A 17604-nucleotide genomic window follows, 5' to 3' on the forward strand; every position below is an offset into this window, starting at 1 on the left:
CCATGCCGCGTTTTTTAGCTCCGCTGCTGTTGCTGTGCCTGACCCTCAATGCCCACGCCGACAGTTACATCACCCGCCTGTTGAACAAACCGGTGCCGGGCGGCGTGGCCGTGGTGGATCTGGGGGCCGCTGCGCAGGCGCCGAAGGCCAGTTATCAAGGCAAGCCTGTGTTGGTGATCAAGGAACAGAACAATTGGCTGGCGATTGTCGGTGTGCCGCTGACGGTTAAACCGGGCACGCAGCAGGTCAGCAGTGGCGGTCGCACTCTGAATTTCAACGTGGGTAACAAGAAATACCCGGAACAGCACATCACGTTGAAGAACACGCAGCAGGTCAATCCGAACCCGGAGAATCTCAAGCGCATCGAGGGTGAGTTGGCCGAACAGATCCAGGCTTATCGCAGCTTCAGCCCGAACACCCCGAGCAACCTGTTACTGGACAAACCGGTCAACGGTCCGCTGTCGAGCAAGTTCGGCGTGCGTCGCTTCTTCAATGGTGAAGAGCGTAATCCTCATGCTGGCCTGGACTTCGCCGTGCCGGCCGGTACGCCGATCAAGACCCCGGCTGCCGGCAAGGTGATCCTGATCGGCAACTACTTTTTCAACGGCAACACGGTGTTTGTCGATCACGGACAGGGTTTTATCAGCATGTTCTGCCATATGTCCAAAATCGACGTGAAGGTGGGCCAGCAATTGGCCCGTGGTGGAGTGGTCGGCAAAGTGGGTGCCACCGGGCGCGCGACCGGGCCGCATATGCACTGGAACGTCAGCCTGAATGATGCACGGGTGGATCCGGCCATCTTTATAGGTGCATTTCAGCCATAAATAGTTGTTGAGGCTGCCGGCCTCATCGCGAGCAGGCTCACTCCTACATTGGATTTGTGTACGCCATAGATCACCTGTAGGAGTGAGCCTGCTCGCGAAGGCTGCATCACAGGCACCACTTATTCAGCCTCCAGATCCTCAATCCCATGAATTTCCCGGTGCGCCAGGCATTCCTTGATCCAGGCCTGGGTTTCCTCCGAGAAGCCCGCCAACTCTTCAGCGCTGATCAACTCATGAGTACACAGCCCCAGCAAGTGAGCAGGCGCGTCATTACGTGAGTGACGGAAAACGCCAAACGCCCAATACAGCTCCTGTTGACCCGCCTTCAGCCTTTCCTCACTGGTTTCAATACGCTCGTAAGGCGCAATGCTTTTATCCAGCACGATGCGCTCGACCTCGTCCATGATCCGGATGCATAGCCGCTCATGGGCCAACGGACGCAATGCGCTGTAAAGCTTCCAATCTGACTCGTTCATGGTCGACTCCTGCCTGCCAGTAGTCCTTGGGTAGGCTTTAAGAATAGCCGCGCTGACACACCCCAACACCGAAAGCCTTCAATTGCGCATCGCTCAAACCTCGCGCAAACATAAAAACAATCACCGCCATTCACCGCAATAAAATCTCGATAACCACGACTTTTAGAGGATTCCTCTCAATTTTTTTCGACCGCTTGCCATCCTTCACCCTCGCGGTTAGGGTTGAAGGCATGAAAACCTCTCACACCCTCATTCAGCTTCGCCAGCACCGCAGCCTGTGCCTTGTCAGTGCACGACTGCCAGGCTGAATCGCGGTGCCTCGTCCTACGCTTTATCCCCAGAACATTTGATCCACCGGCAGGCCGCCTTTTTTCGGCCCACACAATAAGGATTTCCCGATGAGCATGCTCAAAGACCCGTCTTCGAAATACCGCGCGTTCCCGACCATCGACATCCCGGACCGCACCTGGCCGTCGAAGACCATTACCGCCGCGCCGATCTGGTGCAGCTCCGACCTCCGTGACGGCAACCAGTCGCTGATCGAGCCAATGGACGCGGTCAAGAAGCTGCGTTTCTGGAAAACCCTGGTGTCGGTCGGTGTGAAAGAAATCGAAGCGTCGTTCCCGGCGGCTTCGCAAACCGACTTCGACTTCGTGCGCACCCTGATCGAAGGCAACCACATCCCGGACGACACCACCATTCAGGTGCTGACCCAGGGCCGTGAAGATTTGATCGAGCGCACCTTCGAATCCCTGCGCGGGGCGAAAAAAGCCATCGTTCACCTGTACAACGCCACCTCCCCTTCCTTCCGTCGCATTGTCTTCAATCAGGACAAGGAAGGGGTCAAGGCCATCGCCGTGAACGCGGCCAAGCTGTTCGTCAAATATGCCGCCCAGCAGCCGAACACCGAGTGGACCTTCGAATACTCGCCAGAAACCTTCAGCGCCACCGAGCTCGAGTTCGCCAAAGAAGTCTGCGACGCCGTCATCGAAGTCTGGAACCCGACGCCTGAGCACAAGGTGATTCTCAACCTGCCAGCCACCGTCGAATGCGCGACCCCGAACATCTATGCCGACCAGATCGAATGGTTCGGCCGTCACATCAACCGTCGTGACAGCGTGATCATCAGCCTGCACACCCACAACGACCGTGGCACTGGCGTTGCGGCGACCGAACTGGGCCTGATGGCCGGTGCCGACCGTGTCGAAGGCTGCCTGTTCGGCAACGGCGAACGTACCGGTAACGTCGACCTCGTGACCGTGGCATTGAACCTCTACACCCAGGGCATTCACCCTGAGCTGGACTTCTCCGACATCGACGGCGTGCGCAAAGTCGTCGAAGAATGCAACCAGATCCAGGTGCACCCACGTCACCCGTATGTCGGCGACCTGGTTCACACCGCGTTCTCCGGCTCGCACCAGGACGCCATCCGCAAGGGCTTCGCCCAGCAGAAACCGGACGCCCTGTGGGAAGTGCCGTACTTGCCGATCGACCCGGCCGATATCGGCCGCAGCTACGAGGCGGTCATCCGCGTCAACAGCCAGTCGGGCAAGGGCGGTATCGCTTACCTGCTGGAACAGGAATACGGCATCAGCTTGCCGCGTCGCATGCAGATCGAGTTCAGCCAGGTTGTACAGCGTGAAACCGACCGTCTGGGCCTCGAGATGACGGCTCAGCAGATCCACGCGCTGCTGCACAGCGAGTACTTGCAGGCCAACACCCCGTACGCGCTGGTCAGCCATCGCCTGCAGGAAGAAAACGGTCACAGCGCCGTCGAAGTGGAAGTCTCGGGCAAAGGCCAGGGCGAAACCAACCTGCACTGGCGTGGCAAGGGCAACGGTGCTTTGGAAGCGCTGGTGGCCGGTCTGCCGATTCCGGTTGAAATCATGGACTACAACGAACACGCCATCGGTGCGGGCACCAACGCCAAAGCGGCGGCCTACATTGAACTGCGTGTGAACGGTGAACGTGCGGTGCACGGCGTCGGTATCGATGAAAACATCACCACCGCCAGCTTCAAGGCCCTGTTCAGCGCGCTGAACCGTTCCCTGAGCCAGCCGGAAGCGAAAGCGGCGTAAGCCTTCGCTGAAACGCAAAAGGCCCCGAGGTGCGAACCTCGGGGCCTTTTTGTTTGCCTGTATTTTTTGTGTCGCCTGTCATGGCCTCATCGCGGGCAAGCCCGTTCCCACATGGGATTGTGGTGTACACAAAATCTATGTCACACCGGTCAACTGTGGGAGCGGGCTTGCCCGCGATGAGGCCATGACAGGCAGCGAATATCTCAGGTGAACTCGAATGTATCGGCATCCAGATTCGCTGGAAAGCGTGTTCGATAAGCCTGAAGATCTGCAGCGTTCAGAACAACCTGGAACACGCCATCGGCTTCGCCCGCACTGAGCAAGGTTTCACCCTGGAAATCCAGCACCTGGCTGTCGCCGGTGTAGGCAAAACCTTTGCCGTCAGTACCAATGCGATTCACCGCCGCCACGTAGCAAAGGTTTTCGATCGCCCGCGCTGGCAGCAAACGGTTCCAGTGCTGACGCCGTGCTCCCGGCCAGTTCGCGGTGTACAGCAGCAAATCGGTGTCCTGAGCGTCGCGGCTCCACACCGGGAAGCGCAGGTCGTAGCAAATCAGCGGACGCACCCGCCAGCCTTTGAGTTCGAACTGCACCTGCCGCTCGCCGGGGGTGAAGTGGTTGTGCTCGCCGGCCATGCGAAACAGATGGCGCTTGTCGTAGTGCCACACCTCCCCGTCCGGCCGCGCCCACAACAGGCGATTGCGATGGCTGCCGTCAGCTGCCTGGACGATCAGGCTGCCGGTGATCACCGCATCCAGTTTCGCTGCCTGAACTCGCAGCCATTTGCTGGTCGGACCATTTTCCGACTCGGCGAGGGTCTCGGACTCCATCGAAAAACCGGTGGTGAACATCTCCGGCAGGATGATCAGGTCAGCCCCGCGAGCCTGTTCCAGCAACGACTCGAAATGCTCCAGATTGGCCTGACGATCGTGCCAGGCCAGGGTGGTCTGGATCAGCGCGATGTTCAGATTGGGCAGTGCACTCAGATCACGCATAATTTTGCCGCTGCTTCACGCAGGGTCTCCTCGCGTTTGGCGAAGCACAGGCGCACCAGGCGCTGGCCTTCGGGCGGGGTCTGGTAGAACACCGAGATCGGGATGCTCGCCACGCCATGTTCGCGGGTCATCCACAACGCCATCTCGACATCATTGAGGTCCGGGCGGATCTGCGAGTAATCGACCAACTGGAAATACGTGCCGGTCACTCGGGTGAAACTGAAACGCGACGGCGCCAACAGATCGCAGAACAGATCGCGCTTGGCCTGATAGAAAGCCGGCAGTTCTTCGACATGTTCCGGATGCTCGGCCATGTAGTCGGCCAAGGCATATTGCAGTGGCGTCACCCCGCAAAAACTGACGTATTGGTGAACCTTGCGCAGCTCGGCGGTGAGGGCCGGCGGTGCGACCACGTAGCCGGTTTTCCAGCCAGTGACGTGATAGGTCTTGCCGAAGGAGCTGACCACGAAAGCACGCGGGTACAGCTCTTCGTGATTCAACACGCTGACGTGAGGCACGCCATCGAACACCAGGTGTTCGTAGACCTCATCGCTGATGACATAGATGTCGCGGTCGCGAATCAATGCCGCCAGCTGATCCAGTTCGGCACGATTGATCAGCGCGCCGCTTGGGTTATGTGGGGTGTTGAGGATGATCATCCGCGTGCGTGGGGTAATGGCTTCACCGAGCTTCTGGAAGTCGATGGCGAAGTCGTTCAGGCCCAACTGCACGTGCACGCAGCGACCACCGGCCAGCTCAACCGAAGGCTCATAACTGTCGTAGGCCGGATCAAAGACGATCACTTCGTCGCCGCTGTGGATAACCGCCTGAATGGCGCAAAAGATCGCCTGGGTGGCACCGGGCGTGACGGTCACTTCATGGTCGGCATCCACATTGACGCCATAGCTGCGGGCGATCTTCGCCGCAATCTGCTGACGCAATGCCGGAAGACCGGTCATCGGCGAATACTGGTTGTGGCCATTGGCGATATGCCGACCGACCGCATCGCACAGGGCCTGCGGCGCATCGAAATCGGGAAAACCCTGGGACAGGTTCAGCGCCCCGGTTTGCGCCGCGAGCTGAGACATCTGAGTGAAGATAGTGATGCCGACATTCGGCAGCTTACTGGTGATCATCGGTGATTCCCTGCTCTACACCCGGCTCTACGGCGGCACGGGAGAGCCCGAGAATAGCCCAAACGACAGGCATGAAAAAGGGCGCCATTGGCGCCCTTCTTCTAAAACATTCACCGCATACCTGTGGCGAGGGAGCTTGCTCCCGCTGGACCGCGAAGCGGCCCCAATATCTACAACCGAGATTGTTCAGTCAGAACGAGTCGGCCGGTTTTTTACGACTGCTGCGCAGCCGAGCGGGAGCAAGCTCCCTCGCCACAACAGCCCCCACACCCGAAGGTGTGGGGTTGTGAATCAACGCTTGTCGCGGCGCTTTTTGTCGGCTTTCTTGTGGTGCGACATCATGCGACGCTTCTTGTTGACCTGACGGTCGGTGAGCGAGGTCTTGTTACCTTCGTACGGGTTCTCGCCGCCCTTGAACTCGATGCGGATCGGCGTACCGACCAGCTTCAACACGCGACGGTAAGTGTTTTCCAGGTAACGGACGTACGACTTCGGCACTTTCTCGATCTGGTTACCGTGGATCACGATGATCGGCGGGTTAGCACCACCCAAGTGGGCATAACGCAGCTTGATCCGGCGGTTGTTGACCATCGGCGGCGCGTGCTCGCCAACCGCATCTTCCAGAATCGTGGTCAGGCGGTTGGTTGGCCAGCGGGTGACCGCAGACTTGAACGAGTTCTGTACGGAGGCGTAGAGGTTGCCCACGCCCGTGCCGTGCAGGGCCGAGATGAAGTGAATGTCGGCGTAGTCAACGAAGAACAGTCGACGTTGCAGCTCGACCTTCACGAAGTCGCGTTCGCTCGGCGTCATGCCGTCCCACTTGTTGATCGCGATCACCAGCGCACGACCCGACTCAATGGCGAAGCCCAGCAGGTTGAGATCGTGATCGACCACACCTTCGCGGGCGTCCATCACAAAGATCACCACGTTGGCGTCTTTGATCGCCTGCAGGGTTTTCACCACGGAGAATTTTTCGACTTCTTCGTGGATCTTGCCGCGCTTGCGCACACCGGCGGTGTCGATCAGCGTGTACTTCTCGTCGTTACGCTCGAACGGGATGTAGATACTGTCGCGGGTGGTGCCGGGCTCGTCATAGACGATTACCCGGTCTTCACCGAGCATGCGATTGACCAGGGTCGACTTGCCGACGTTCGGGCGTCCGATGATCGCGATCTTGATCCCGTCTTTTTCGCTAGGGCCAGGAATGCGCTTGGCTTCCTCACCTTCGGCAACGATCTCTTCCTCGCCTTCTTCCAGCTCGTCAGCGTCTTTCGGGAAGTCGCTGAGGGCGATTTCCAGCATCTGGGTGATGCCACGACCATGAGCACCAGCGATCGGAATCGCGTGGCCCATGCCCAACGGGGCGAATTCGGCGCGGGCCATTTCAGGGTCGATGTTGTCGACCTTGTTGGCAACCACGTAAGAACGCTTGTTACGCTTGCGCAAATGCTCGGCGATCATCTGGTCGGCGGCGGTGAAACCGGCCTTGGCATCTACCAGGAACAGAACGACATCCGCTTCTTCAATGGCCAGCAGCGACTGCTCGGCCATTTTTTCGTCCATACCGTGCTCGTCACCGGAGATACCGCCGGTGTCGACCAGAATGTAGGAACGCCCTTGCCACTTGGCCTCACCGTATTGGCGATCACGGGTCAGACCGGACAAGTCGCCAACGATGGCGTCACGAGTCCTGGTCAGGCGGTTGAACAAGGTGGACTTGCCGACGTTCGGTCGGCCCACCAGGGCGATTACGGGAACCATGCGGCTCTCCACTTCGTTATTTCAGAAAATACAAAAGCCGCTGCGAGGCAGCGGCTGGTGCTCGGGGCAGCGCTTGAGGGCGCTGCGAACCCCGTGTTATGGGGCTGCCTGGGGGTTAACCCCAAGCATAGTCAAACCTTTACTTAATGGTCAGGGCTTCCAGTTTGCCGCTGTTGCCATACAGATAAATCGTGTCACCCACCACCAGCGGACGGGCACGCAGGCCGTCGCTGTCGATGCGCTCGCGGCCGACGAAACGACCGTCCACCTGGCTCAGCAGATGCAGGTAACCTTCCATATCACCGACTGCAACATAGCTGGAGAACACTTCCGGAGCCGACAGTTGACGACGGGCCAACGAATCATTGCTCCACAAGGCTGTGGTGGAACGTTCGTCGACGCCTTCAACGGTGCCCGAAGACAGGCTCACGTAGACGTTGCCAAAACCCTGGGCGACACCGGCATAGCTGGAAGCATCACGCTGCCAGAGCTGACGACCGCTTTCCAGGTCCAGTGCCGCAACGCGACCCTGATAGCTGGCGACATACAGCGTACCGCCGGACAGCAGCAGGCCGCCGTCGATATCGACAACGCGCTCCAGTTCCGAACGACCTTGCGGAATCGCTACACGTTGTTCCCATACCGGCACGCCGTTGGAAATATCGAGAGCGACCACTTTACCGGTCGACAGGCCAGCCACCGCGAGGCGGTTGGTGACGATCGGCGCACTGGTGCCGCGCAGGGTCAATACCGCCGGAGTGCTGTCATACAACCAGCGCTGGGTGCCGGTAGCGGCATCCAGACCGATCAGACGGTCATCCTGAGTCTGAACAACAACGACATCACCGTTGTTGGCCGGCGGTGCGAGGACTTCACTGGACACGCGAGCGCGCCATTTCTCTTCACCGTTGATGGCGTCCAGGGCAACGATTTCACCCTTGATCGTACCGATCAGGAGCAGACCGTAACTGACGCCGACAGCGCCGGAAACAGGCAGTTCGAGATCTTTCTTCCATTTGACGTCGCCATTGCTGCGATCCATCGCCATCACCACACCGGTGACGTCGGCGGCATAGATGGTATCGCCATCGATCGCCGGAACCAGCATGTTGTACGAATCGCCCTGACCGTTACCGATCGAACGACTCCACTGCTTTTGCAGAACTACTTCTTCTTTGAAGTCGGTCAACTCGGCCGGTGGCAGTTCTTTTTTGCTGTTGCTGCTGCAACCCGCGGCCAATATGGCCAGAGCCAGCAATGCTGCATGTTTCCAACGAATCACGTCACGCATCCCCTTTGGCCAGGTCGTCCAGCTTGATTTGTAGGCCACCCACTGCCGCTTCATCCGACAGTGCCGCCTTGGCTTTTTGATACGCCGCGTTCGCTTCGTCTGTACGACCCAACTGCACCAGCAGGTCGCCTTTGAGTTCTTCACGAGTGGCCAGGAATGCTTTATCGGCATCGCCTTCGAGCAGTTTCAGGGCTTCATCGGCCTTGTTCTGCGCGGCCAGCACCTGGGCCAGACGCTGACGAGCAATTTCGCCCAGCGCCGGGTTGGCCGGTTTGGCAACAATGGCTTTCAGCTCGCTGGCTGCGTCATCCAGCTTGCCGCTGTCGACCGCGACTTTTGCCACGAACAGGCTGCCGTACTGCGCGTAAGCGCTACCGCCGAACTCGCTGTTGAGCTTGCCGGCCAGGTCCGCAACACGGGCGGCATCAGGCTTGCCGTCTGGCGTCAGCGTGGTTTCCAGCAGTTGCTGATAGAGCATCGAGGCGCCTTGCGACTGATTGCTCTGATACTTGTGAAAGGCCTGCCAGCCGAACACGATGACCAGCGCCAACAGGCCGCCAGTGACCAGGGGCTTGCCGTTGCGTGTCCACCAGTCCTTCAAATCCGACAGCTGTTCGTCTTCGGTACTCGACACCCCAATACTCCTTAATCGCTAAATCGGCTGTTTGACAGCTTCAACCCTGCACGACGCAGGTGGCCAGGTGTGCAGCAAGCGCATCCCAGGCAATGCTTTGTTGTTCGCCCTGGCCACGCAGGGGTTTGAAACCTACCACTTGCTGGGCCATTTCGTCGTCACCGAGGATCAGCGCGTACAACGCACCGCTCTTGTCGGCTTTCTTGAATTGGCTTTTGAAGCTGCCGGCGCCGGCATTCACTTGCAGGCGCAGGTTGGGCAATTGATCACGAACACGTTCACTCAGGGCCAGACCGGCCAGCTCGGCGGCTTCACCGAAGGCGCAGAGGTAAACGTCGACCTGACGGGAAATCTCTTCCGGGATCTGCTCCAGGGTTTCAAGCAACAGCACCAGGCGCTCGATGCCCATGGCGAAACCAACGCCAGGGGTCGGCTTGCCGCCCATCTGCTCCACCAGACCGTCGTAACGACCACCGGCACACACGGTGCCCTGGGCGCCCAGCTTGTCGGTGACCCATTCGAAAACGGTCTTGCTGTAGTAATCCAGCCCGCGAACCAGCTTTGGGTTGATCACGTAAGGAATGCCGGCGGCGTCCAGGCGAGCCTTGAGGCCCTCGAAGTGCACGCGGGATTCTTCGTCGAGGTAGTCGGCCATTTTCGGCGCGTCGACCAACACGGCTTGAGTGTCAGCGTTCTTGGTATCCAGAACCCGCAAAGGGTTGGTCTTCAGGCGGCGCTGGCTGTCTTCGTCCAGCTTGTCCAGGTGGGCCGAGAGGAACTCGACCAACGCTTCGCGATAACGACCGCGGGACTCGGCAGTGCCCAGGCTGTTGAGTTCGAGCTTGACCGCATCACGGATGCCCAGCTCGCCCCACAGGCGCCAGGTCAGCACGATCAGCTCGGCATCGATGTCCGGACCGTCGAGGTTGAAGACTTCGCAACCGATCTGGTGGAACTGGCGATAACGGCCTTTCTGCGGACGTTCGTGGCGGAACATCGGGCCGATGTACCAGAGTTTCTGCACCTGGCCACCGCCGGTGATGCCGTGCTCGAGCACTGCACGCACACAGGCCGCTGTACCCTCGGGGCGCAGGGTCAGGGAGTCGCCGTTGCGGTCGTCGAAGGTGTACATCTCTTTTTCGACGATGTCGGTTACTTCACCGATGGAACGCTTGAACAGCTCGGTGAACTCGACGATCGGCATGCGGATCTGCTTGTAACCGTAGTTATCCAGCAAACGCGAGACGGTGCCTTCGAAATGACGCCACAGGGGAGTCTGCTCGGGCAGGATGTCGTTCATGCCACGTATGGCTTGCAGAGACTTGCTCACTATAAATCCTTAAATTCGTTCGGCTCTTCAGTCGGGCTCAGCCGCGCGCGATAACCGCTGCGTCAGCTTCGACCTTTTCGGCCGCTTTCTGGCGGATCAAGCGTTCAAGCTCATCCACCAGATTGTCATTCGTCAGTTTCTGCGACGGCTTGCCGTCGATGTAAATCAGGTTCGGTGTGCCGCCGGTCAAGCCGATATGGGCTTCCTTGGCTTCACCCGGCCCGTTGACCACGCAACCGATGACCGCGACATCCAGCGGCACCAGCAGGTCTTCGAGGCGCCCTTCCAGCTCGTTCATGGTTTTGACCACATCAAAATTCTGCCGCGAGCAGCTTGGGCAGGCAATGAAGTTGATGCCACGGGAACGCAGATGCAGGGACTTGAGAATGTCGTAGCCGACTTTCACTTCCTCGACCGGGTCGGCCGCCAACGAGATGCGAATAGTATCGCCAATCCCTTCGGCGAGCAGCATACCGAGGCCCACGGCGGATTTCACTGTGCCTGAACGCAAACCACCGGCTTCGGTGATGCCCAGGTGCAGCGGCTGGACGATTTCCTTGGCCAGCAAGCGGTAAGCGGCGACGGCCATGAACACGTCGGAGGCTTTCACGCTGACCTTGAAGTCCTGGAAGTTCAGACGCTCAAGGTGCTCGACGTGACGCAGGGCAGATTCAACCAGTGCAGCCGGGGTCGGCTCGCCGTATTTCTTTTGCAGGTCTTTTTCCAGGGAACCGGCGTTCACGCCGATGCGGATCGGAATCCCGCGATCACGGGCGGCATCGACTACCGCACGCACGCGGTCTTCGCGACCGATGTTGCCCGGGTTGATGCGCAGGCAGTCAACACCCAGTTCGGCTACACGCAGAGCGATCTTGTAGTCGAAGTGGATGTCGGCAACCAAAGGGACTTTGACCAGTTTCTTGATCTTGCCGAAGGCTTCGGCGGCATCCATGTCGGGCACGGAAATTCGCACGATATCGACGCCAGCCGCTTCCAGACGATTGATCTGGGCCACGGTGGCGGCTACGTCATTGGTGTCGCTGTTGGTCATGCTCTGCACAGCGATAGGCGCATCGCCGCCAACGGGCACGTTACCGACCCAGATCTTGCGGGATTCGCGACGTTTGATTGGAGATTCGCCGTGCATGACTTATTGACCCAACTTCAGGCGAGCAGTCTCGCCACTGGTGAACGGAGCGACATCAACCACCTTGCCGTTGTAGCTGACCTGCGCGCCACGGGCGAAGCCCAGACGCACGGTAAACGGTGGTTTGCCGCTCACGGAAACGTTTTCGCCTTTGCGCTTGAGACCGCTCAACAACACCTTGCCAGTGCCATCGGTCACTTGCGTCCAGCAATCGGAAGTGAATTGCAGTTGAACCTGGCCTTGGCCGGCAACCGGAGCCGCCGCTGCTGGAGCGGGGATGGTCGGAGTCACCGAAGCGCTCGCCGGCGGGGTTGATACAACCGGAGCCGTCGGGGCTGGCGCGGCCGGAGTCGCGACAACCGGAGCGGTGCTGTGGGCAGGTGCAACAGGCGTTGGTGCTGGTGCTACCGGTGCAGCAGGCGTAGTCGCTTCAGCTTCGGCCGGTGCTTCACTCGAATTCTCGGCTTGCGGCAACGCAAGAGCGGTTGTGCCTTCAGTCTGTCCTTCCGCGACAGCCTGGTCTTCCGGCTCGTCCAGCGGATGGATCTGGGTGGTGCCGTCAGCGCCTTCGACTTCAACGTGTTCCGGGCTCAGGCTGGTCAGGTCTTTGGTGCGCAATGAGGTTTGATCCTGCCACCAGACAAAACCACCACCAATCACCGCGATCAGCAACAGCAGGCTGACAATTCGCAAAATGGTGTGGGAAACCCGAACCGGTTCTTCGATACGTCCCAGGCTATGAACGTTGCTGCCCTGGGAGTCGGTGCCGGTGGATTGGTCGAACTGTTGGACCAGTACGGCTTGATCCATGCCGAGCAATTTCGCGTAGGCGCGAATATAACCGCGAGCAAAGGTATGCCCAGGCAGCTTGTCGAAAGCGCCGGCTTCCAGATTGCTCAGGGAATTGACGGTGAGGTTGAGCTTGAGGGCCACTTCGGCCAGCGACCAGCCATTGCTTTCGCGAGCCTGGCGCAAAGTCTCACCGGGATTAACGCGATTCGCTGCTACAACTTCGGGATGCGCCGCTTTCATCATTGCTCCGACAGGTATTGCTGATATTCCGGCGTACCGGGATAGAGTCGTTTTAGTTGCAGGCCAAAACTGGCGGCCTTGTCGCGATCTTCAAACACTTTTGCCAGCCGAACGCCGAGCAATAGACTACGTGCATTTTGCTCGGTGAGCAGGCTAAAACGATCGTAATAGTCACGCGCGGGCACATAATGCCTGTCTTCGAAGGACAACTCAGCCATTTCCAGCAATGCACGTGGCTGTTGGCGATTCAAACGCAGGGCTTTTTCCAGCTGCTGCTGGGCCAGATCACGCTGCCCCAGCTTCGAAGCGGTCATTCCGAGGTTCTCGAACACCCGCGAACGCTCAGGATACAAGGTATCGGCGGCGGCCTGTTCAAAGCGCTCGTAAGCTTCTTTGTAGCGTTTCTCTTCGTAAAGAAAACTGCCGTAGTTGTTCAGGATTCGCGCATCGTTGGGGCGGGAAGACAACGCCTTGCGAAAATGCTGATCCGCCAGCTCCGGTTCCATCTCGGCCTGGAATACCAGGCCCAGCGCAGCGTTGGCATCCGGATCCGAGTCATCCAGATCCAGCGCTTTCTTCAACGGTACTTTCGCCCGTTCGGTCATGCCTTGCTGCAAGTACCCCAAGCCCAGCTGCACATAGGCAACGCGCGCCTCATCGCGGCCCTTGCTGGTCTTCATCGGGTTGAAATCGCCCGACAGGACACAACCAGCACACAGGCTGGCCAACAGCAAAAGCAGCGCTAAGCGCAGGGACATAGAGATCCTCTCTTAATTATTGTTCGCAGCGTTCTGTGCGATATCGTTTTCGGCGCTTAACTCACGCACGGCGATATAACGCTCGCTGCGACGGGTGCGATCCAGCACCTGCCCTACCAATTGGCCACACGCGGCATCGATGTCTTCACCGCGGGTGGTGCGTACGGTGACATTGAAGCCGGCATGGTGAAGCTGATCCTGGAAACGACGAATCGCGTTGTTGCTCGGGCGCTCGTAACCGGAATGCGGGAACGGGTTGAACGGAATCAGGTTGATCTTGCACGGGATGTTCTTGAGCAACTCGATCATTTCGACCGCGTGTTCGACCTTGTCGTTGATGTCCTTGAGCAACGTGTACTCAATGGTCAGTACGCGCTTCTCGCCCAGGGACGACATGTAGCGCTGGCACGACTCGAGCAGCATCTTAAGCGGATACTTCTTGTTGATCGGCACCAATTGGTTACGCAATGCGTCGTTCGGTGCGTGCAGGGACAACGCCAGGGAGACGTCGATGTGCTTGGACAGCTCATCGATCATCGGCACCACACCCGAGGTAGACAGGGTTACGCGGCGCTTGGAGATCCCGTAGCCCAGGTCATCCATCATCAGATGCATGGCAGCCACGACGTTGTCGAAGTTCAGCAGCGGCTCACCCATGCCCATCATCACCACGTTGGTGATGGCACGGTCGGCGGTCGCCGGGATGCTGCCGAACGATTTATTGGCAATCCACACCTGGCCGATGACTTCGGCGGCAGTGAGGTTGCTGTTGAATCCTTGCTTGCCGGTGGAGCAGAAACTGCAATCCAGGGCACAGCCTGCCTGGGACGAAACGCACAAAGTGCCGCGTTTGCCCTGGGGAATGTACACGGTCTCGACGCAGCTGCCGGACGCCACGCGCACCACCCACTTACGGGTGCCGTCGGTGGAGATGTCCTCGCTGACCACTTCAGGACCACGAACCTCGGCAATAACCTTGAGCTTGTCGCGCAAGGCCTTGCTGACGTTCGTCATGGCGTCGAAATCATCGACGCCAAGGTGGTGAATCCATTTCATTACCTGACCGGCACGGAAACGCTTCTCCCCGATTGAGTCGAAGAATTTTTCCATTTCCAGCTGAGTCAGACCCAGCAGGTTGGTTTTTACAGTCGATGTAGTCATGGATTCACCTTCACTCTTAAGCCAATGCTTAGCGAGTGGTTACTTCAGTAGCTGCGAAGAAGTACGAGATTTCGCGAGCAGCAGCGGCTTCGGAGTCCGAACCGTGTACAGCGTTGGCGTCGATGGAATCAGCGAAGTCAGCGCGGATGGTACCGGCAGCAGCTTCTTTAGGGTTGGTAGCGCCCATCAGCTCACGGTTCAGAGCGATAGCGTTTTCGCCTTCCAGAACCTGAACGACAACCGGACCGGAGATCATGAAAGCAACCAGGTCGTTGAAGAAACCACGAGCGCTGTGCTCAGCGTAGAAGCCTTCAGCTTCAGCTTTGGACAGTTGCTTCAGTTTCGAAGCTACAACGCGCAGGCCAGCTTTTTCGAAACGAGTGGTGATCTCGCCGATAACGTTTTTTGCAACAGCGTCAGGCTTGATGATGGAGAAAGTACGTTGAACAGCCATGGTGTAACTCCAGAAACGGTAATTTGCGAAAAATTAAACCCGCGAATTATACGCGGGTTCTTTGGTATTGCCTAACTGCGTACGGCGCAGACTCAGTCTGCTTCTTCGATCCAGGCGGCCTGAATGGCTTCAAGCACCTTCTCGCCACCGCGGGTCGGATCATCACTGAACTCCGGCAATGCCAGCACCCATTTGTGCAGATCGACGAAGTTCACATAACGCGGATCCACATCCGGCTTGGATTCAGCCAGCTGGATCGCGATTTCCAGCACATCAACCCATTTCAGACTCATTTCGGTTCCTTGAATCAGTGCGGCGCTTCAGCCGCATGGTTGACCGAGTATTTCGGAATTTCGACAGTCAGGTCTTCATTTCCGACGATAGCCTGACAGCCTAGACGCGATTGCGCCTCCAGACCCCAGGCACGATCCAGAAAGTCTTCTTCCAGCTCGTCCGCCTCTTCCAGCGAGTCAAAGCCTTCACGAATGATGCAATGACAGGTGGTGCAGGCGCAGACGCCGCCACAGGCGCTTTCCATCTCGATATGGTGTTCGTGGGCCAGCTCGAGAATGGATGTGCCAGGCTCAGCCTCCACAACCATACCTTCCGGGCAGAACTTCTCGTGTGGCAGAAAAATGACCTGTGGCATCGTTATTCCTCAATCTCATTCAGGTTGCGCCCCGCCAGCGCGGCTTTCACCGTCGAGTCCAGGCGGCGGGCAGCAAAGGCGTCGGTCACTTGCGACAGACGTTTGGTCTGCTGCTCGATGGCGTAACCATCGGTGCCTTTCATCAATTCGGTCAGTTCCTGCATCTGCAATTCGATGACCATGCGCTCTTCGGCGTCGAGCAAACGCTCGCCATCGACATCGAGGGCACCCTGCACCGCTTCGATCAGGCGCTGGGCATCGACCTGCTGTTCACGCAACACCCGAGCGACCTTGTCGTCGTTGGCGTGCTGGAACGAGTCCTTGAGCATTTTGGCGATTTCGCCATCCGTCAGACCGTAGGACGGCTTGACCTGGATGCTGGCCTCAATGCCCGAACCCAGCTCGCGGGCAGAAACACTGAGCAGACCGTCAGCATCGACCTGGAAGGTCACGCGAATCTTCGCCGCACCGGCAACCATCGCCGGAATGCCGCGCAATTCGAAGCGCGCCAGGGAGCGGCAGTCGCTGATCAGCTCGCGCTCGCCCTGCAATACGTGGATCGCCATGGCCGACTGGCCATCTTTATAAGTCGTGAAGTCCTGAGCGCGGGCGACAGGGATGGTGGTGTTGCGCGGAATCACCTTCTCCATCAGGCCGCCCATGGTTTCCAGCCCCAGGGACAACGGAATCACGTCAAGCAACAGCAACTCATCGCCATCACGCTTGTTGCCAGCCAGGGTATCGGCCTGGATCGCGGCACCAATGGCCACCACTTGATCCGGATCGATTTCGGTCAGCGGCTCGCGACCGAAGGCTTCAGCGACGGCTTCGCGAACACGAGGCACACGGGTCGAACCGCCGACCATGACCACTGCATGCACTTCTTCCAGCTCGACGCCGGAATCACGCACAGCGCGGCGACAGGCTTTCAGGCTGCGAGCAACCATCGGCTCGATCAGCGCATTGAAGGCTTCACGGGTCAGCTCGGCTTTCCAGTCGCCATAAGCGACTTCAACGGTCGAGGCATTGGTCAGGGCTTCTTTGGCCGCGCAAGCGGTTTGCAGCAGATGGCGTTGCGCACCCGGATCAAGGTCGGCGGACAAACCGGCGCTCTCGATGATCCAGCCAGCGATTGCGTGATCGAAGTCATCGCCGCCCAGCGCACTGTCGCCGCCGGTAGCCAAAACCTCAAACACACCGCCGGTCAGGCGCAGAATCGAAATATCGAAGGTGCCGCCACCCAGGTCATAAATAGCGACCAGGCCTTCAGCGTGTTGATCCAGACCGTAAGCCACAGCGGCGGCGGTCGGCTCATTGAGCAGACGCAGCACATTTAGACCGGCCAGTTTGGCCGCATCCTTGGTGGCTTGACGCTGAGCATCGTCGAAGTAGGCCGGAACGGTGATCACCGCGCCTACCAGTTCGCCACCCAACGTCGCTTCGGCGCGCTGACGCAACACTTTCAGGATATCGGCAGAGACTTCGACCGGGCTTTTCGGGCCCTGGATCGTGTCGATGAACGGCATGTGCGATTCGCCGCCGACAAAGCGGTACGGCAGTTGATCGCCCAATTGCTTGACGTCGGACAGACCACGACCCATCAAGCGCTTGACCGACAGCACGGTGTTCAAGGGATCGGTGGCGGCAGCCAGCTTGGCCGACTCGCCGACCTCGACACGATCGGCGTGGTAGCGCACGGCAGACGGCAGGATGACCTGCCCGTCTGCGTCAGCCAGAGGTTCGGAAAGACCACTGCGCAACGCAGCGACCAGCGAATTGGTAGTACCCAAGTCGATCCCCACAGCCAGACGACGCTGGTGCGGTTGAGGACTTTGGCCGGGTTCGGCGATCTGCAGTAGGGCCATCGTTATCAGGACT

At 58.9% G+C, this 17604-nt stretch carries 17 protein-coding genes; 2 read left to right on the top strand and 15 right to left on the bottom strand.

Annotated elements, in window-relative coordinates; genetic code table 11:
* Nucleotides 1-2 precede the first annotated feature (2 nt).
* The gene (locus QF010_RS05065; RefSeq protein WP_429532539.1) at nucleotides 3-824 is read left to right on the top strand and encodes a peptidoglycan DD-metalloendopeptidase family protein; all 822 of its coding nucleotides are present in this window, start codon (nucleotides 3-5) and stop codon (nucleotides 822-824) included.
* A gap of 119 nt (nucleotides 825-943) precedes the next feature.
* Here QF010_RS05065 and QF010_RS05070 read toward each other — a convergent pair whose 3' ends face one another.
* Nucleotides 944-1300, bottom strand: coding sequence for a hypothetical protein (locus tag QF010_RS05070; RefSeq protein ID WP_429532540.1), 357 nt, complete (start codon nucleotides 1298-1300; stop codon nucleotides 944-946).
* A gap of 398 nt (nucleotides 1301-1698) precedes the next feature.
* On the opposite strand from QF010_RS05070, the gene leuA reads away from it, so the two are divergent.
* A complete protein-coding gene (gene leuA / locus QF010_RS05075; RefSeq protein ID WP_033061480.1) occupies nucleotides 1699-3378 on the top strand; it encodes a 2-isopropylmalate synthase in 1680 nt (559 codons plus the stop codon).
* A 203-nt stretch (nucleotides 3379-3581) separates the two neighbouring features.
* Here the strand turns inward: leuA and QF010_RS05080 are convergent, their stop codons facing one another.
* The 14 genes from QF010_RS05080 to hscA all read right to left on the bottom strand — a co-directional run bounded on the left by QF010_RS05080 (nucleotide 3582) and on the right by hscA (nucleotide 17591).
* Nucleotides 3582-4373, bottom strand: a complete 792-nt coding sequence (locus tag QF010_RS05080) for an amidohydrolase (RefSeq protein WP_429511003.1) — start codon at nucleotides 4371-4373, stop codon at nucleotides 3582-3584.
* A complete protein-coding gene (locus QF010_RS05085) occupies nucleotides 4361-5509 on the bottom strand; it encodes a pyridoxal phosphate-dependent aminotransferase (protein ID WP_033061479.1) in 1149 nt (382 codons plus the stop codon). Before QF010_RS05085 ends, QF010_RS05080 begins: the two co-directional genes overlap by 13 nt.
* Before the next feature lie 291 nt (nucleotides 5510-5800).
* A complete protein-coding gene (der, locus tag QF010_RS05090) occupies nucleotides 5801-7270 on the bottom strand; it encodes a ribosome biogenesis GTPase Der (RefSeq protein WP_033061477.1) in 1470 nt (489 codons plus the stop codon).
* A gap of 139 nt (nucleotides 7271-7409) precedes the next feature.
* Complete coding sequence (bamB, locus tag QF010_RS05095; protein WP_429511005.1) at nucleotides 7410-8561, bottom strand: outer membrane protein assembly factor BamB; 1152 nt, start codon at nucleotides 8559-8561, stop codon at nucleotides 7410-7412.
* A complete protein-coding gene (locus QF010_RS05100; protein WP_033061474.1) occupies nucleotides 8554-9195 on the bottom strand; it encodes a tetratricopeptide repeat protein in 642 nt (213 codons plus the stop codon). The genes bamB and QF010_RS05100 overlap by 8 nt, the downstream gene beginning before the upstream one ends.
* A 40-nt stretch (nucleotides 9196-9235) precedes the next feature.
* A complete protein-coding gene (gene hisS, locus QF010_RS05105) occupies nucleotides 9236-10525 on the bottom strand; it encodes a histidine--tRNA ligase (protein ID WP_033061472.1) in 1290 nt (429 codons plus the stop codon).
* Nucleotides 10526-10562: 37 nt separating this feature from the next.
* Nucleotides 10563-11672, bottom strand: coding sequence for a flavodoxin-dependent (E)-4-hydroxy-3-methylbut-2-enyl-diphosphate synthase (gene ispG, locus QF010_RS05110; RefSeq protein ID WP_008147751.1), 1110 nt, complete (start codon nucleotides 11670-11672; stop codon nucleotides 10563-10565).
* A gap of 3 nt (nucleotides 11673-11675) precedes the next feature.
* Entirely contained in the window at nucleotides 11676-12704 is a 1029-nt protein-coding gene (locus QF010_RS05115; protein WP_033061471.1) for a RodZ domain-containing protein, read from the bottom strand.
* Nucleotides 12704-13462, bottom strand: coding sequence for a type IV pilus biogenesis/stability protein PilW (gene pilW, locus QF010_RS05120; RefSeq protein ID WP_033061470.1), 759 nt, complete (start codon nucleotides 13460-13462; stop codon nucleotides 12704-12706). The genes QF010_RS05115 and pilW overlap by 1 nt, the downstream gene beginning before the upstream one ends.
* 12 nt (nucleotides 13463-13474) lie before the next feature.
* Nucleotides 13475-14623, bottom strand: coding sequence for a dual-specificity RNA methyltransferase RlmN (gene rlmN / locus QF010_RS05125; protein ID WP_033061468.1), 1149 nt, complete (start codon nucleotides 14621-14623; stop codon nucleotides 13475-13477).
* 28 nt (nucleotides 14624-14651) lie between these two features.
* A complete protein-coding gene (gene ndk, locus QF010_RS05130) occupies nucleotides 14652-15077 on the bottom strand; it encodes a nucleoside-diphosphate kinase (RefSeq protein ID WP_007903599.1) in 426 nt (141 codons plus the stop codon).
* Nucleotides 15078-15169: 92 nt separating this feature from the next.
* The gene (iscX, locus tag QF010_RS05135; RefSeq protein WP_008147746.1) at nucleotides 15170-15370 is read right to left on the bottom strand and encodes a Fe-S cluster assembly protein IscX; all 201 of its coding nucleotides are present in this window, start codon (nucleotides 15368-15370) and stop codon (nucleotides 15170-15172) included.
* Nucleotides 15371-15384: 14 nt separating this feature from the next.
* Complete coding sequence (gene fdx / locus QF010_RS05140) at nucleotides 15385-15726, bottom strand: ISC system 2Fe-2S type ferredoxin (RefSeq protein WP_033061467.1); 342 nt, start codon at nucleotides 15724-15726, stop codon at nucleotides 15385-15387.
* Between the two features lie 2 nt (nucleotides 15727-15728).
* Entirely contained in the window at nucleotides 15729-17591 is a 1863-nt protein-coding gene (hscA, locus tag QF010_RS05145) for a Fe-S protein assembly chaperone HscA (protein ID WP_429511008.1), read from the bottom strand.
* Nucleotides 17592-17604 lie beyond the last annotated feature (13 nt).

It is taken from the genome of Pseudomonas silensiensis, from assembly GCF_050434865.1.
GTDB classification, from domain to species: domain Bacteria; phylum Pseudomonadota; class Gammaproteobacteria; order Pseudomonadales; family Pseudomonadaceae; genus Aquipseudomonas; species Aquipseudomonas fluorescens_W.

Bases quoted from the DNA above. Each gene is read 5' to 3' on its own strand.
- QF010_RS05070 (WP_429532540.1), bottom strand. From the start codon at position 1,300: ATGAACGAGTCAGATTGGAAGCTTTACAGCGCATTGCGTCCGTTGGCC.
- fdx (WP_033061467.1), bottom strand. From the start codon at position 15,726: ATGCCACAGGTCATTTTTCTGCCACACGAGAAGTTCTGCCCGGAAGGT.
- QF010_RS05115 (WP_033061471.1), bottom strand. From the start codon at position 12,704: ATGAAAGCGGCGCATCCCGAAGTTGTAGCAGCGAATCGCGTTAATCCC.
- pilW (WP_033061470.1), bottom strand. From the start codon at position 13,462: ATGTCCCTGCGCTTAGCGCTGCTTTTGCTGTTGGCCAGCCTGTGTGCT.
- ndk (WP_007903599.1), bottom strand. From the start codon at position 15,077: ATGGCTGTTCAACGTACTTTCTCCATCATCAAGCCTGACGCTGTTGCA.
- der (WP_033061477.1), bottom strand. From the start codon at position 7,270: ATGGTTCCCGTAATCGCCCTGGTGGGCCGACCGAACGTCGGCAAGTCC.
- QF010_RS05085 (WP_033061479.1), bottom strand. From the start codon at position 5,509: ATGATCACCAGTAAGCTGCCGAATGTCGGCATCACTATCTTCACTCAG.
- hscA (WP_429511008.1), bottom strand. From the start codon at position 17,591: ATGGCCCTACTGCAGATCGCCGAACCCGGCCAAAGTCCTCAACCGCAC.
- QF010_RS05065 (WP_429532539.1), top strand. From the start codon at position 3: ATGCCGCGTTTTTTAGCTCCGCTGCTGTTGCTGTGCCTGACCCTCAAT.
- ispG (WP_008147751.1), bottom strand. From the start codon at position 11,672: ATGCACGGCGAATCTCCAATCAAACGTCGCGAATCCCGCAAGATCTGG.
- bamB (WP_429511005.1), bottom strand. From the start codon at position 8,561: ATGCGTGACGTGATTCGTTGGAAACATGCAGCATTGCTGGCTCTGGCC.
- QF010_RS05080 (WP_429511003.1), bottom strand. From the start codon at position 4,373: ATGCGTGATCTGAGTGCACTGCCCAATCTGAACATCGCGCTGATCCAG.
- leuA (WP_033061480.1), top strand. From the start codon at position 1,699: ATGAGCATGCTCAAAGACCCGTCTTCGAAATACCGCGCGTTCCCGACC.
- rlmN (WP_033061468.1), bottom strand. From the start codon at position 14,623: ATGACTACATCGACTGTAAAAACCAACCTGCTGGGTCTGACTCAGCTG.
- iscX (WP_008147746.1), bottom strand. From the start codon at position 15,370: ATGAGTCTGAAATGGGTTGATGTGCTGGAAATCGCGATCCAGCTGGCT.